At 72.8% G+C, this 13,750-nt stretch carries 12 protein-coding genes and 1 riboswitch; of the genes, 3 read left to right on the top strand and 9 right to left on the bottom strand.

The annotated features are described in order from the left end of the window. Position 1 precedes the first annotated feature (1 nt). From KLI87_RS07255 to KLI87_RS07265, 3 genes are read right to left on the bottom strand one after another with little or no spacing between them, the layout of a single operon-like run. Positions 2-1,717, bottom strand: a complete 1,716-nt coding sequence (locus tag KLI87_RS07255) for a hypothetical protein (protein WP_214616300.1) — start codon at positions 1,715-1,717, stop codon at positions 2-4. Between the two features lie 2 nt (positions 1,718-1,719). Beyond that, complete coding sequence (locus KLI87_RS07260; RefSeq protein ID WP_214616301.1) at positions 1,720-2,664, bottom strand: AAA family ATPase; 945 nt, start codon at positions 2,662-2,664, stop codon at positions 1,720-1,722. Next, positions 2,661-3,014, bottom strand: a complete 354-nt coding sequence (locus KLI87_RS07265; protein WP_214616302.1) for a CU044_2847 family protein — start codon at positions 3,012-3,014, stop codon at positions 2,661-2,663. The genes KLI87_RS07260 and KLI87_RS07265 overlap by 4 nt, the downstream gene beginning before the upstream one ends. A 168-nt stretch (positions 3,015-3,182) precedes the next feature. Here KLI87_RS07265 and KLI87_RS07270 point away from each other — a divergent pair, with 168 nt between their 5' ends. After that, a complete protein-coding gene (locus KLI87_RS07270) occupies positions 3,183-4,094 on the top strand; it encodes an LLM class flavin-dependent oxidoreductase (protein ID WP_214616303.1) in 912 nt (303 codons plus the stop codon). A 48-nt stretch (positions 4,095-4,142) separates the two neighbouring features. On the opposite strand, the gene KLI87_RS07275 is transcribed toward KLI87_RS07270, so the two are convergent. Together KLI87_RS07275 and KLI87_RS07280 are read right to left on the bottom strand one after the other, a co-directional pair. Further along, positions 4,143-5,120, bottom strand: coding sequence for an alpha/beta fold hydrolase (locus tag KLI87_RS07275; protein ID WP_214616304.1), 978 nt, complete (start codon positions 5,118-5,120; stop codon positions 4,143-4,145). Between the two features lie 216 nt (positions 5,121-5,336). Continuing rightward, a complete protein-coding gene (locus KLI87_RS07280) occupies positions 5,337-6,344 on the bottom strand; it encodes an alpha/beta fold hydrolase (RefSeq protein WP_156214223.1) in 1,008 nt (335 codons plus the stop codon). A gap of 181 nt (positions 6,345-6,525) precedes the next feature. Between KLI87_RS07280 and KLI87_RS07285 the strand changes: the two genes are divergently transcribed. Further along, the gene (locus tag KLI87_RS07285; RefSeq protein ID WP_214616305.1) at positions 6,526-7,809 is read left to right on the top strand and encodes a lipase family protein; all 1,284 of its coding nucleotides are present in this window, start codon (positions 6,526-6,528) and stop codon (positions 7,807-7,809) included. On the opposite strand, the gene KLI87_RS07290 is transcribed toward KLI87_RS07285, so the two are convergent. Then, entirely contained in the window at positions 7,806-9,449 is a 1,644-nt protein-coding gene (locus KLI87_RS07290; RefSeq protein WP_308165885.1) for a serine/threonine-protein kinase, read from the bottom strand. The two genes, KLI87_RS07285 and KLI87_RS07290, sit on opposite strands and share 4 nt — an antisense overlap. A 126-nt stretch (positions 9,450-9,575) precedes the next feature. Next, positions 9,576-10,067, bottom strand: coding sequence for a hypothetical protein (locus KLI87_RS07295; protein ID WP_214616306.1), 492 nt, complete (start codon positions 10,065-10,067; stop codon positions 9,576-9,578). A 164-nt stretch (positions 10,068-10,231) separates the two neighbouring features. Between KLI87_RS07295 and KLI87_RS07300 the strand changes: the two genes are divergently transcribed. After that, positions 10,232-11,509, top strand: coding sequence for a CdaR family transcriptional regulator (locus KLI87_RS07300; RefSeq protein WP_156214220.1), 1,278 nt, complete (start codon positions 10,232-10,234; stop codon positions 11,507-11,509). 60 nt (positions 11,510-11,569) lie between these two features. On the opposite strand, the gene KLI87_RS07305 is transcribed toward KLI87_RS07300, so the two are convergent. Both KLI87_RS07305 and KLI87_RS07310 read right to left on the bottom strand, forming a co-directional pair. After that, positions 11,570-12,307 (bottom strand): hypothetical protein, encoded by a 738-nt coding sequence (locus KLI87_RS07305; protein ID WP_214616307.1) that lies wholly within the window; start codon positions 12,305-12,307, stop codon positions 11,570-11,572. A gap of 10 nt (positions 12,308-12,317) precedes the next feature. Next, positions 12,318-12,458: riboswitch (cyclic di-AMP (ydaO/yuaA leader) on the bottom strand. 252 nt (positions 12,459-12,710) lie between these two features. Then, entirely contained in the window at positions 12,711-13,745 is a 1,035-nt protein-coding gene (locus KLI87_RS07310; RefSeq protein ID WP_156214218.1) for a zinc-binding dehydrogenase, read from the bottom strand. Positions 13,746-13,750 lie beyond the last annotated feature (5 nt).

The raw sequence follows: 13,750 nt of genomic DNA on the forward strand, positions 1-13,750 counted from the left end.
CTCATGGCGCCTCGCGGTCGGACAGCAGCCGCGCGCCGAGCGCCTCGGACAGTTGGACGGTGAGCCGCGCGTTGTGCCGGGGTCCCGGGTCGACCACGACGGTCTCGACGTGGCCGAGGGCGCGGATCGCTCGGGCGACGTGCAGGCTGTCCTGGAAGCCCTCGCCGCCCGCGAACTCCGGGAGGGCGCCGAGGCGGCTGGCGGCCAGCGGGACGTTGCCGCGCCCGTCGGTGACGACGACGAGCAGCACGTCCTCGGACGGGAGGCGGCCGCGATGCAGGCGGTCGCGCAGTAGTGAGGCGACCAGGTCGAGCCCGTGCGCGAGCGGTGTGCAGCGTCCGCGGGGGCGGTCGAGTGCCTGGAGGACGCGCGGGTCGAGCAGACCGGCGGCGACGAAGCGCTGGGCCCGGGCCTCGCATGCGGTGTCCTGCGCGCCGACCTCCACCACGCAGACCGCCGCCCGCCCGGAGTAGGCCCACTGGAGATAGGGTGCGAGGGGGCGCGTCCAGTCCCACCGGTCGTGGCATGTGTGGTCGAGGACGAGCGCCAGCAGCTTGTTCGGCCGTCCGCCGCGCCGGTAGGAGCGCAGGTCTGCGGCCCGGACGTGCGTCGCGTGGCCCGCCGTGAAGTGCCGAGGGCAGCGTCGGGTCTGGTGGCGGGCCGCTTCGAGGAACGTCGCGACGACCGCGATGTCGTCCACGCGGTCGGCGGGACGGACGCCGATCGGCCGGCCGCCGTTCAGAGCGGGCAGCGCCTTGTGGGATGGGCTCGGACGCAGCGTCCCCGGCTCCCGCCCGACCTCCGCCTCGTCCTCGGGGTAGGGGGTGAAGGGTGCTGCGAGGGCGAACGTGCCGGGACCGGTCGGCTCTGGGCCGTCGGGTTCGTTGACCTCGCGGGTGACGGGCTCGGCGTCGGCGGCGGGCGGGCCGAGCACATCGCCCGGCCGTTCCGGTGGAGGCTGGTCGGCGTCCGACAGGTGGTCGAGACCGGCGGACAGGCCAATAAGCGACGCGGCGGCGTCGACGTCGCCCATCGTCGTGGTCGGCCGTCCGGCGAGGGTCGCGAGCGCGCGAGCGAGCCTGAGCAGCGCGAGTTCCCTGCGCATGCCGGGGGACGACCGTCCGGTGAGCGCCATGACGTCGCCGATCACGTCCGAGGGGACCTCCGCGGGCGGCCCGGACGGCTGGGCGAGGCGCGGGCCCGCCGCCTCCAATGTCTCCGCTGTCAGCTCGGACGCGTCGATCCGGATCGGGAACCGGTCGAGCAGGTGCGGGGACACGCGTCCGACGTCGGCGCGGGCGCATCCGGCGAGCCAGCGGCTTCGCGGCGTCCAGATGAGGCTGAGGCCGTCGCGTTCCAGGTGGGCGACGTCGCCGTCCAGCAATGTGATCGCGGCGCGGCGCTCGGCCAGCCCGAGCCGCGCCAGGTCGCCGACGACGACCACCGGGGGCGGGCCGTCCGGCGGGTCGACGAGCGGACCGGGGGAGATGGTGATCCCGGAGCCCGCGCGGGGCGTCGGACGGCTCCATAGGGTGTCCTCGCGCGCGCCCGAGCCCAGGTGCGTCGTGCGTTCGCTTCCCAGTGCGTGCGCGAGGTGCTTCCCGAGGGGCGCCGCAAGGTCCGGGCGCAGGTCGAACAGCAGCACGCCGCGCAGGTCGGGATCGAGGGCGGCGCAGGCCAGCGCCGTCGTCACGCGGTCGAGGACGGAGTCGGTCACGGCTATCCCGCCGTGATTTCGTCCAGCCGCTTCTGGTGGTCCTCGGTCCACTCGACGGCCTCGCCGAACGCCGCCTCGGGGAGCCGGTGCGCCAGCGCGTAGGGCGCGACGGCGCGCACGTCGGCCACGATCGCCTTGTCTCTCCTGCGCAGAGCGGCGTGGGCGCGCGCGGCAAGTGCCGTCACGATGTCACCCCGATGCCCGGCGACACCGAACTCCGCCGCGATCGTCGCTGACAACTGGATGATGTGGCCGGGTATTTCGCGCGCACGGGCCAGCCACCGCGCCCGTTCGAGTTCGCGGCGCCGCTGTCGGTCGAACTCCCCTGCCTGCTCCAGCCAGGGGGAGTCGGGCCTGGACTTCTCCTCCTGGAACCGCAGCACGGTCTCCACCACGCGCCGCCGGGTGACCGGCGAGGTCTCCGTCGTGACCGGCACCAGCAGCCCGAACCGGTCGAGGAGTTGCGGCCGCAGCCCGCCTTCCTCTGGATTCATCGTGCCGACCAGTGAGAACCGCACCGGGATCTCCGGCCGGTCGAGTCCCTCCCGCTGGACGTTGAGCACGCCCGTGGAGGCCACGTCCAGGATGAGGTTGACCAGGTGGTCATCAAGGAGGTTGACCTCGTCCACATAGAGCAGGCCAGTCTCGTTGGCCGCCTCCAGCAGGCCGGTTTGCTCCCGAGTCTCGCCCGCCATCAGGGCGTCGATCCGCCAACCGCCGAGCACCCGGTCGTCGGTGGCGTTGATGGGCAGCGTGACGGGCAGCCTGCCGAACACCATCCGGCTGAACGCGCGGACGGCCGTCGACTTCGCCGTCCCGCGCTCGCCGGTGATCAGCAGGCCGCCGATCCCCGGTTCGATGTAGGACAGCTCCAGGCACATGCGTAGCGCGTCCTGTCCTACGAGATAGCTGTAGGGCAGGATCGGGACCGTGGGCTCGCTGGTCACGGGCGCGGGGGCTGCCAGCGGAGGGTGACCTGGAGTTGGCAGCCGGACGTGAGCTCGACGATCTTGGCGCCGACCTTGCCGTCCACCTTCACGGCCATCTGGAGCTCGACCTCGTGCGGACGGGCGGCCTCGGGCATCGCCTCGAACTGGGTCGCGACCTCGTCGGCGCAGTTGCGGACGAGGGTGACGGCCTCCTGGAACAGCGGGCGGCTGACGCGCAGTACCCGCTCGCCGGCGCCGCGCGTCTCCATCCCGTCATACAGGTCGGTGTGGTCGGCGGCGGGAGCGTCCTCGACCTCGATCTGGATGACGCCTCGTCCGTCACTGCTCTCGTCGACCACCACGGCCATGGGACCCCCTGAAAACGCGTGCGGGAAGGGCTTTCGATAGGAATTTCCATCGTAATCGCGCCGGTTGCGGCGGGTCCTGCTCGTCACATCGCTGCCCATATGTGGACACCTTCCGCAGGGGCGACCCGGGCGGAGGGCGAGGTCAGGGGTTGGGTTAGTGTCGGAAAGATGCGCTTCGCGATCTCCATTCCCCAGGATCTCAACGACCGCGCGTTCGACCCCGCCGCGTTCCGCGCCCATATGCGGCGCGTGGAGGAACTCGGGTTCGACGGCGCCTGGACGCAGGAGCAGGTCCTCGGTTCGGCGGCCCGGTCGAGCCCGGTCGAGATCCTCACCTACGCCGCCGCGTGCACCGAGCGGATCCGGCTCGGCTGCGCGGTGTTCGTGACGAGCACGCACAGCCCCGTCCACCTGGCCAAGAGCCTGAGCACGCTGGACCAGCTCAGCGGCGGACGGCTGGACGTCGGCGTCGGCATCGGCAACCGGGGGCCGGGGATGGCGGCGTTCGGTGTCGACCCCGAGAACGGCCTGGTCGCCCGGTTCACCGAGGGGCTGGATGTGATGCAGGCGCTCTGGACCGAGCCCAGCGTCACGCTCGACGGACGGTTCTGGCAGCTCAGCGACGCGGCCATGGAGCCGAAGCCCTACCAGCGTCCGCACCCGCCGCTGTGGTTCGGCGCCCGCGCCCCGGCGGCGCTGCGGCGCGCGGTCCGGCGGGGTGACGGGTTCTTCGGCGCCGGTTCGTCGACGACCGCGCAGTTCGCGGAGCAGGTCGGGATCGTCCGCGAGGCCCTCGACGAGGAAGGGCGCGACCCGGAGACGTTCTCCATCGCCAAGCGCGTCTACATCGCCGTGGGCGATGACGCGCCGACCGTCCGGGAGCGGTCCGCCGCGTCCCTGGAGCGCCTCTACGGGCGGGGCGGTCTGGAGCCGGTCGCCGTCTTCGGCGACGCCGGCGCGTGCGCGGAGGGGTTGCGCGAGGTGCGGGACGCGGGCGCCGAGCTGATCCTGCTCACCCCGCTCTACGACGACGTGGAGCAGACGGAGCGGCTCGCCGCCGAGGTCGTCCCGCAGCTGTGAGACGGAGTGGCCCCGGAACGGTTGGACCGTTCCGGGGCCGGAATCCCGCTAGCGCGAGTGCTTGCGCAGGAACTTGTTCAGCGTCGGGTTGAAGACGTCCGAACGCTCCCACTGCGGCATGTGGCCGCTCTCGTTGGCGACGACGGTCTCGACGCCGCGGATGTGGCTCGCCATGACCCGCTGGACGCTCGGCGGGCTGTACAGGTCACCGTCGCCCCACAGCAGCAGCGTGGGGACGCGGATCCGCTCGACGTCGGCCCAGGACGGCTTGTTGATGTTGGCCTGGGAGACCTCGGTGTGGACGGCGCGGTCGTGGATCTCGACCCACTCCTTCACACCGGCCGGGTTGAGCGCCCGGTAGGACGGCCCCAGCTCGATGAAGTCGGCCGGCATGTCGTAGAAGCCCTCGGGACGCAGCCTGCTGAGCATGTCCTTGTAGGCCTGGTCGGTGATGCCGGTCAGGCTGCCGCTCAGCACGAGGCTGAGCAGCCGCTCGGGGTGGGTCAGCGCGTAGTCGAGCGCGATGCCGCCGCCCGCCGCGACGCCGACCGCGTGGAACTTCTTGATGCCGAGCTGCTCGATGAGGGCGTGCAGGTCGCCCGCGCCGGTCCCGGTGTCCTCCTTCGGCCCCGCGTCGGACTTGAAGTAGCCGCGCCGCGAGTAGGCGATGACCCGGTAGCCCGCCTTGGCGAAGTAGGGCTGCTGGTAGGGCCAGCTCTCCGCGCTGCCGGTGCCGGGGTGCAGGAAGATCACCGGCGTGCCGTGGCCTCCGGTGTCCCAGTAGTACAGGCGCGCGCCGGGCACCTGCACGTAGCCTTCCTTGGCCTGGACCTGCGGGGGGACGGGGATGATGCGCAGCGGCGACGCCGGCCCGGGAATGGGCCCCCCGAGGGCGGCGCTCGCGGTGCCGGAGCCGACGGCGAGCGCCGCCCCTCCGGCGGCGAGCGCCGTCACCCCGCCCAGCAGGCCGCGGCGTCCGATGCCTGGAACGCCACCCGTGCGTTCGGCGCTGTCGTTGGTCGTCACTCAAGACCTCCAAGATCCTTGATGGGACGACCCCGCGAGTCCCCCCGGGCGGCAGGGTCAGGGCAGTAACATAACCCACTGTTGATGGGTGCAACAGCCTGTCTTGCAGGGAAAACGTGCTGAAACGCCATTTACAGGCGATGTTGACGGCCACAACAGGGACGTCAGTTCCCGGTGGTCACGGTGCGTGACGAGTGACCGGTGGGGTCGCGCAGGTCAGCGCGCCAGGTGCTCGGTGAGGGCCGCGTCGATGAAGGCGGTGTCCACCGGGTTGCTGCCGTGGCCCGAGAAATGCCCCCACACACCGGGGATCACGCGCAGTTCCGCGTTCGGGATGTGCTGGACGGCCCACGCCTCGTCCTCGGGCGGGAAGTACAGGTCCTTCTCGCCCGGCATGACCAGCGCCCGCGCCTTGATGGACGCGAGGGCCGCCTTGGTGTCGCCGTTGAAGCCCGGTGTCAGGCCGACGTCGGCGTTCTGCCACGTCCACAGCATCGTGAGCAGGTTGTTGGGGTCGCGGTCGTCCAGGAAGAAGCCCTCCCAGAAGCCGACGAGGAAGTCCTCCAGCGAGCTGTAGCCGAGGGTCTCGTAGAGGCGGTCCCAGTAGAACGCCTGGGAGAACCCCCATCCCGCGTAGACGCGGGCGGCGGCGCGCAGGCCGCGCGTGGGCGGCGAGGTGTACCAGCCCTCCGCGAACGCGGCGTCGGCGGTGAGGGCGGCCTTCACCCCTTCGAGGAACACCTTGTTGTGGTAGCTGGTGCGGGACGAGCCGCAGAAGGGCGCGATGCGCTCGACCATCTCGGGGTGGCTGACGCCCCACTGGTAGGTCTGCCCGGCGCCCATCGACCAGCCGGTCACCAGCGGCAGCCGCTCGATGCCGAAGTGCTCGGTGACGAGCCGGTACTGGGCCTCGACGTTGTCGTACATCGTGACGTTCGGGAACCGGCTCTGGTCGTAGGGCGGCGGCGTGTTGCTCGGCGAGCTGGACAGCCCGTTGCCGAGCATGTTCGGGACGATGATGAAGTAGCGGGACGGGTCCAGCGCCATGCCCTCGCCGATCAGCCACTCGTTGTCCTGGTGCCGCCCGGAGTACCAGGTCGGGTAGACGATCGCGTTGCCTTTGTCGGCCGCCAGCGTGCCGTAGGTCTCGTAGGTGAGCTGCGCTCCGCGCAGGGTCGCGCCGCCCTGGAGGACGAAGTCGCCGAGCTCGTATGTCGTGGCCATGGAGAACCCCCTTATTTTCCGCTGAAACTATTTCGGACGGAACCAATGGTCAAGAGGGGACATGACGGATCTCGCCCCCACAGGCGCACTCCCCATCCGGAGGGGGGTGAACCCAAGTACACCTACGTCAGGGGTCTAGGCGCATTGGGCGGTGGTACCGCCCGCCCTAGCGTCGTTGGCCATGAAGAACTCCATCGTTCGCCTCCGGTCCCGCCGGGCCGGGGTCGCGCTCGCCGGCGGCGCGGTCGTCCTGACCGCCGTCCCCGCCGCCGCTTTCGCCCTGGACGACTCCGGCTTCGCCCCGGCCCGCCACGTGTCCGGGGACGCGGCCGCGCCGGGACGCGGGACGGTCGTGTCGGCGACCCGCGTGGCCCACATGACCGGCGCCCAGACCGGCGCCTACCTGAAGGACATCGACGACGCCTTCGCGTCGCCGCGCCCGCGCAACGGCGTGGACGCCTACAGCGTCGTCTACCGGACGATCACGCCCACCGGGCGGCCCACGACCGCGAGCGGCATCGTGGCGCTGCCCGCGACGGCCCCGGGCACGGCGGTGCGGGCGGTCAGCTTCGCCCACGGGACGCTCGCGAGCAGGAAGGACGCGGGCGCGACCGCCGAGGACGGCCAGGGCCGGGTCGCCGCCGTCTACTACGCCGCCGCCGGGTACGCGGGCGTCGCCCCCGACTACCTCGGGCTGGGGCTCGGGCCCGGCCCGCACCCGTACATGCACTCCGCGTCCGAGGCGTCGGCGTCGCTCGACATGCTGCGCGCCGCGCGGACGGTGGCGGGCTCCCACGGCGTCCGGTTCCAGCCGCGCGTCGCCGTGACCGGGTTCTCCCAGGGCGGGGTGGCGGCCATGGCGCTCGGCCGCGAGCTCGGCCGCGGCGCCGACCCCTCCCTGCGGCTCGGCCCGATCGCCTCGGTCAGCGGGCCGTTCGACCTGCGCCGCGCGCAGCTTCCCGCGTCGCTGTCGCCCACGACCACGCTCGCGCCGAAGGCGTCGGTGTTCTACCTCTCCTACGTCACGGTGGCGTGGAAGCACGGGTTCGGCCTGTACCGGTCGCCGTCGGAGGTGTTCAACGCCCCCTACGACTCGATCGTGGAGGGGCTGTTCGACGGGTCGAAGAACGAGGCCACCGAGATCCTGCCGAAGCTCCCCGACACGCCCGAGCAGCTGCTCACGCCCGCGTACCGGAAGCGGCTGGCGCACCCGTCCGGCACGCTGCTGAAGGCGATCCGGTCCTCGGACGGGACGTGCGACTGGCGGCCGGACGTCCCGGTCCGGCTGTTCGCCGGGTCCGGCGACGAGCAGGTCGCCTACGCCAACACGCTCTCGTGCGCGCGCGCCCTCCGCGCGCACGGCGCGAGGCCGCAGGTCGTGGACTACGGGCCGGAGTCGCGGCACATGGGGTCGCTCAGGCGCGGCGTCCCCGACATCCTGCGCTGGCTGCGCCGGACGCGCTAGGAGTCGGCCGGGTGCGTGCTGATGACCTTGCCCTGGGTGTTGACCGCGAGGTACCCGCCGTCGTACTCGTCGGTGAAGTGGATCATCATGGTGGGCTTGTCGCCGTTGAAGGTCCACGCGGCGCTGACGATGACGTACCGGTTGGTCGGCTTCGGCACCTTGAGCGTCCGCGCGGCCCGGTTGAGCAGGGCCGGCAGCGCGTCCCAGTTGAAGATGTCGAGGTCCACCTTGGCGTCGCCGGTCGTGATGGCGACGCTCGGGCGGCTGCGGATCGCCGCGTCCGCGCCCTTCTCGTAGGTGTAGTTGTCGAAGGCGGCGCGGCGCCCGGCGACGGGGGCGTCGGCGGACGCGCGCTCCTCGTACACCGTGAACTCCGCGAACCGCTTGCTGCCCGACGCCTGCTCGAACTTCTTGATCACATCGCGGACGGCGGCGGGCGTCAGCAGCGTCTTCGGTGCCGCGTCGCCCTTCTTGGTCCCGCTCGCGTTCCCGGTGCTCTTGCGCGTGTCGTCCGTATGGGTGGTGCCGGGACTGCCGGCGGCCGCCCTGTCGAGGGCGTCCATCATGCGGGGGACCGCGATGGCGATCGTGGTGAGGACCGCCGCGACCACGCCGATCGCGAGGATGATGACGGCCGTCGCGGCCGTCCGCGCCCGCCGGCGCGGAGGCGGCGGCGCGGCCGGGCCGGTGATCCGCATCGGCGGCGGGAAGGTGCCGGGGAACGAACCGGAGGAGCCGGGGTCGGTGCCGGGTGGCGGCGGCGGGGCCGGAAAGGGGGCGGGCGTCGAGTCCGGAAAGGAGGTGGCGGACGATCCGGCCGCGTGGGCGAGCATGCGGTCGAGCTGGTCGGGCGTCGGACGGGCGGCCGGGTCGCGCACCAGCAGCGCCTGGAGGACGGGCGCCAGCGGCCCCGCGCGGTGGGCCGGGGGGATCTGCGCGGTCATGACTGCGGCCAGCGTCGCGGCCGGGGTCGGGCGCCGCACCGGGTTGCGCCCCTCCACGGCGACGTAGAGGAGCATGCCGAGCGACCACAGGTCCGACGCCGGGTCGCCCTCCGTGCCGTGCAGCCGCTCCGGCGCGATGTACTCCGGTGAGCCCACGAGCCCGCCGGTCGCGGTGACGCGGGACGCCTCGTCCAGCACCGCGATGCCGAAGTCGGTGAGGACGGGCGTTCCGTCCATCCGCAGGAGGACGTTGCCGGGCTTGACGTCGCGGTGGCAGATCCCGGCCTCGTGGGCGGCGCGCAACGCGGCGAGGACGCCGCGCCCGACGGCCGCCCCCTCGGCGGGCGACAGCGGCCCCTCCTCCAGCCGGTCCTGGAGGGACTTCCCCCGGACGAGCTCCATCACCAGCCACGGGTGCGGCATCTCGGAGGAGTCCACGATGTGGTGGATGGTCACCACGTTCGGGTGGTCGACCCGGGCGAGGGCGCGGGCCTCGCGCATCACCCGCTCGCGCAGCATCCGCGCGAGCTTCGGGTCGAGGGCGGACATGTCGGTCTCGGCGAGCCGCACCTCCTTGAGGGCGACCTCGCGTTCCAGCGCGAGGTCGAGCGCGCGCCAGACCGTGCCCATCCCGCCGCTGCCGAGCCGTTCCCGCAGCTCGAAGCGCCCGTCGATCACCATCTGCCCAGAGGTCACGGCGGACAGCCTAGAACGGCGACCCCGGTGAAAGCGCCCATATCCCCCTGGAACGGGCCCCCGGTCCGAGGTAGGTCAGGGTGAGCGCGGGGTGGGTCAGTGCGGGTTGGGCCAGTGCGGGGTGGGTCAGCGCGGGGTGGGCCAGCGGGGCTTGGCGCCGAGGCGCCAGCCCTCCTCGCACGCGGACATCCACGCGCCGCGTCCGGCCGGGAACCTGCCGCCGCCCTTGACGCCCTCTTGATAGGACTTGGCGCAGAAGTTCGACGGCGCGGTCTTCATGGTCGCGCGCATGCCCGCCGCCAACTGGGCCATCTCCGTGTAGGTGTAGCGCTTGCCGTCAGGGTCGATCATCACGATCGTCTTGCTCGTGGGGAGCCTCGGCCTGGCGGGCGCGGCCGCCGGCGTCGAGGGGGTCGGGCTCGCCGCGGTGGGGCTCGCCGCGCTGGGGCTCGTGGGCGCGGCGGCGCCCGGTGCGGTCGCGCCCGGGGTGGCGGCGGCCGACGGCGTGGACGGCCCGGCCTTCGCGTCCCCCTTACCGTCGCCGCCGTCGTCGTCGCACGCGGTGGCGCCCAGCATCAGCCCGCCGAAGGCCAGCACGATCGCGATCTTCTTCGCCACGGGTCAGCTCCAAGGGGCGGGGGACGGGTATTGCGGTCGGACCCTAACAGAACTATCGGCATCCGATCGCTGGCGGACCGTCACGCTCGCGGCCGGTTCCGGCCGCTGGGTTGATCATCCGCCGTCCCCTCTCGTGCGAATCACGCGGGACGAAAGGGGACAGGATGGGCGATCTCTTTGCGACGCTGACGAGACGGGTGGACGCCAACGCGCGCCGGGCGGTGGAGCTCTACGCGCGGGAGCTGCCCGAGTACAAGGCGCTGGCCTCGGGCGACCGCGAGCACACCGACCTGCTGGAGTTCGCGGTGCTGCTGCGGCGCCGCACCGTGGAGCTGTCGGCGCACGACCGGCCGTTCACGGGCGCCGACCTCGCGGTCATCGCCTCGGTCGGGCACGAGCGCGGCCGGGCGGGGATCTCCCTGCACGCCCACCGGTCCGTGCTCGGGCTGCACTCGACGCTGACGGTGCGGGAGATCCACGAGGCGGCGGACCCCTCCGGCCTGGACGACCTCATGCGGCTCCTCGGCTGGGTCGGCCCGCAGGGGACCGCCGCGCAGAACGCCTACACGCGCGGCTTCCTGGACGGGCAGCGGAACGTCGTGCCCCTCGTCGAGCGCGTCCAGCAGCTCGCGGCGGCGCTGCTGGCCGGGGACCCGTCGGCGGCCGAGCTGGCGCGGCGCCTCGGCCTGCCCGTCCCGGACCGCTACCTGCTGACCGTCGTCCGGATCGCCGACCAGGACCCGCCGCTCCCGCCCCCCGCCCGCGCCGAGATCATCGGCGTCCTGGTCGACACGGACCGGGTGCCGATGCGCTGGCAGGACCCCCGCGAGTTCGTCGCGCTGCTCCCGCTCCCGTGCGAGGCGACGTCCGGCCCCTCCGAGCGCGAACCGGACGAGCCCGCCGAGCCCGCCGAGCCCCCCGAACCGGCCGAGCCCCCCGAGCCGGCGGAGCCCCCCGAACTGACCGAGGTCTCCGAGCGGGAATGGGAGCGCGCCCTCGCCATGTCCGCCGCCGTCGCCGAGATCGCCGGGCGGCGCTGCGCCGTCGGCGCCACGGTCGCGGACGCGGGCGCGCTGCCCGGCGCGCTGCCGCTGGCGCGGCGGATCAGCGGGGCGGCGCCGGTCGAGGCCGTCCCGCGCAAGGTCACCACGCTCGCGGACGTCTTCGTCGAGCTGGGCGCCGCGCGGGTCCCCGAGGTCGACCACTGGCTGCGCGGCATCGCCGACCGGCTCTTCCAGGGGCCCGACCTGGTCTCCACGCTCGACGCCTACTACCGCCACGACATGAACCGGCTGCTGACGGCGGCGCACCTGTACGTCCACCCCCGCACCCTCGACTACCGGCTGCGCCGGGCCCGGGAGCTGACCGGCATCGACCCGACGAGCACGCGGGGCGTCCGCGCGCTGAGCGCCACCGTGGCCCGCATCCTCGCCGACACCTGACCTCCGGGACGGCCAAGAGCCCGGCCCGGGGACGCCCCGGGCCGGGCCCTTGCCGTGCGCTCAGAGGTTGGTCGGGCGGTACGCCTTGTACTCGCTGCCGGACGAGAGGCCGTAGTCGCGGGTCCGGTGGTCGGTGCCGTAGCGGCCGCGCTGCTCGTAGGCCCAGTAGGCGGTGTGGTCGCTGTTCGCCCACTTCTCGAAGATGACGACGTGCCGGGTCGTGTTGGTGCCCAGCGCGTCCATGACGAGGTCGCCCTTCTTCAGTTCCGACATCGAGATGCGCTCGGTGAGGCGCGAGGAGGTCAGGCCGACGGTGTTCTCGCCGGGCTTGGGCAGGCCGAGCGCCATCGAGACGAAGCCCGAGCAGTCGGTGCGGTAGCCGTTGTGGTAGTCGGTCTGGCTGTAGGAGACGCGGTCGGAGGTGCCCGGGTTCCAGGTCTTGGCCCGTTCGATGACCTCCGAGCGGGGGCCGGCCACTGGCTCCGGGGTCTTCTTCTCCGTGCGCCGCTCGCGCGAGGCGCGGTCGCGGGTGTCGCGTTCGCGCTTGTCGGCCTCGCGCTTGCCGGCCTTGCGCTCGCGCGCCTCGGGGGTGCCCGCCGGGGACCGGTCCGTCTGGTTCGGCGCCTGCGGGACGGTCTGGATCGCGGCCACCGAGTCGGCCGGGTCGGAACCCGACGAGCCCGTCGTGACCTGCACGATGCCGCCGATCACGCCGAGGGCGGCGACTCCGGCCACGGCTCCGGCGACCCGGGGGTTGAGGTTGCGGACGGTCCAGTTGCTGCCGTGCTTGCCTTTCACAGGGGGGAACTCCTTGGCTTCCAGACGCCTACCGGGTTAGCTGACGGGTTCGGGCTGGAAGTCGCCCTACGGCCTGGTGACAGGCCGATTCACCCCGATGCGAGGTTGGGTCCCCGGCTCCGCGCGACGGCGGACTCGGCGTCGCCGCTGCTGCGACGCAGCGGCGCTGATGTGGTGGCCCGAGCGCAAAGAATCGGCTCAGGTCACACCAATGACCCCATCTAGGGACACTGGTGATGGATCGCCTGGAGGGCGTCCGAGTGGGACAAGTTACTCATATCGCCAATGGTTGGCAAACTCCAGCAAAATCAGGATCTAGGGTGAAGGTGCACGTCAGGGCCCTGCACGCGGTGGCGGCAGGGCCCTGCGGGGGTCGTGCGTCAAGGCGGAAGTCAGTGTCGAGTCAGGGGCGGACGAGGACCTTCAGCGCCTCGCGGTCGTTCATCGCGCGGAAGCCGTCCGCGATGTCGTCCAGGCTCACCGAGAGGTCGAACACCTCACCCGGCGTGATCGTGCCGTCGAGCACCTCGGCCAGCAGCTCGGGGACGTAGCGGCGCGCCGGCGCGACGCCGCCGGTGATGGTGAGGTTGCGCATGAAGACGTCGAAGTCCATGCGCGCCTGCGCGTACTGCGGGACGCCGACCCGGCTGATCGTGCCGCCGTCGCGGACGCCGCCGAGCGCCGTCTCGAACGCCTCGGTGTTGCCGACGCATTCGAGCACGTGGGGGATGCCGTCGCCGCCGGTGGCCTCGCGCATCGCGGCGACCGCCTCGGCGCCGCGGCCGGGGACGACGTCGGTCGCGCCGAACCGGCGGCCGAGGTCGGTGCGGGCCCGGTGGCGGCCGAGCAGGACGATCCGCTCGGCGCCGAGCCGCGCGGCCGACAGCACCGCGCACAGCCCGACCGCGCCGTCGCCGATGACGGCGACCGTGGAGCCCTTGCCGACCCCGGCGGTGACGGCGGCGTGGTGGCCGGTGGGCAGCACGTCCGACAGCGCCATCACCGAGGGGATCACCGGGTCGTCGGCGCCGACCGGCAGCTTGACCAGCGTGCCGTCGGCCTGCGGGACGCGCGCGGCCTCGCCCTGGCCGCCGTCCAGCCCGCCGACGGCCCAGCGGCCGCCGTTGCGGCAGGAGCCGTGCAGGCCGTCCCGGCAGAAGTCGCACGAGTTGTCGCACCACAGGAACGGGACGAGGACGACGTCGCCGCGCCGCACCGAGCCCACGTCGGCGCCGGTCTCCTCGACCACGCCCATGAACTCGTGGCCGATGCGCAGCCCCTCGTCCACGGGGTCCATGCCGCGGTAGCGGTGCAGGTCGCTGCCGCAGACGCAGGCGCGCGTCACCCGCACGATCGCGTCGGTCGGCTCCCGCAGCACCGGGTCGGGCACCTCCTCGACCCGGACGTCGCCGCGGCCGTAGATGAGGGTGGCTCGCATCAGGG

The sequence above is a fragment of the Actinomadura sp. NEAU-AAG7 genome (assembly GCF_018603865.1).
Lineage (GTDB): Bacteria > Actinomycetota > Actinomycetes > Streptosporangiales > Streptosporangiaceae > Spirillospora > Spirillospora litoris.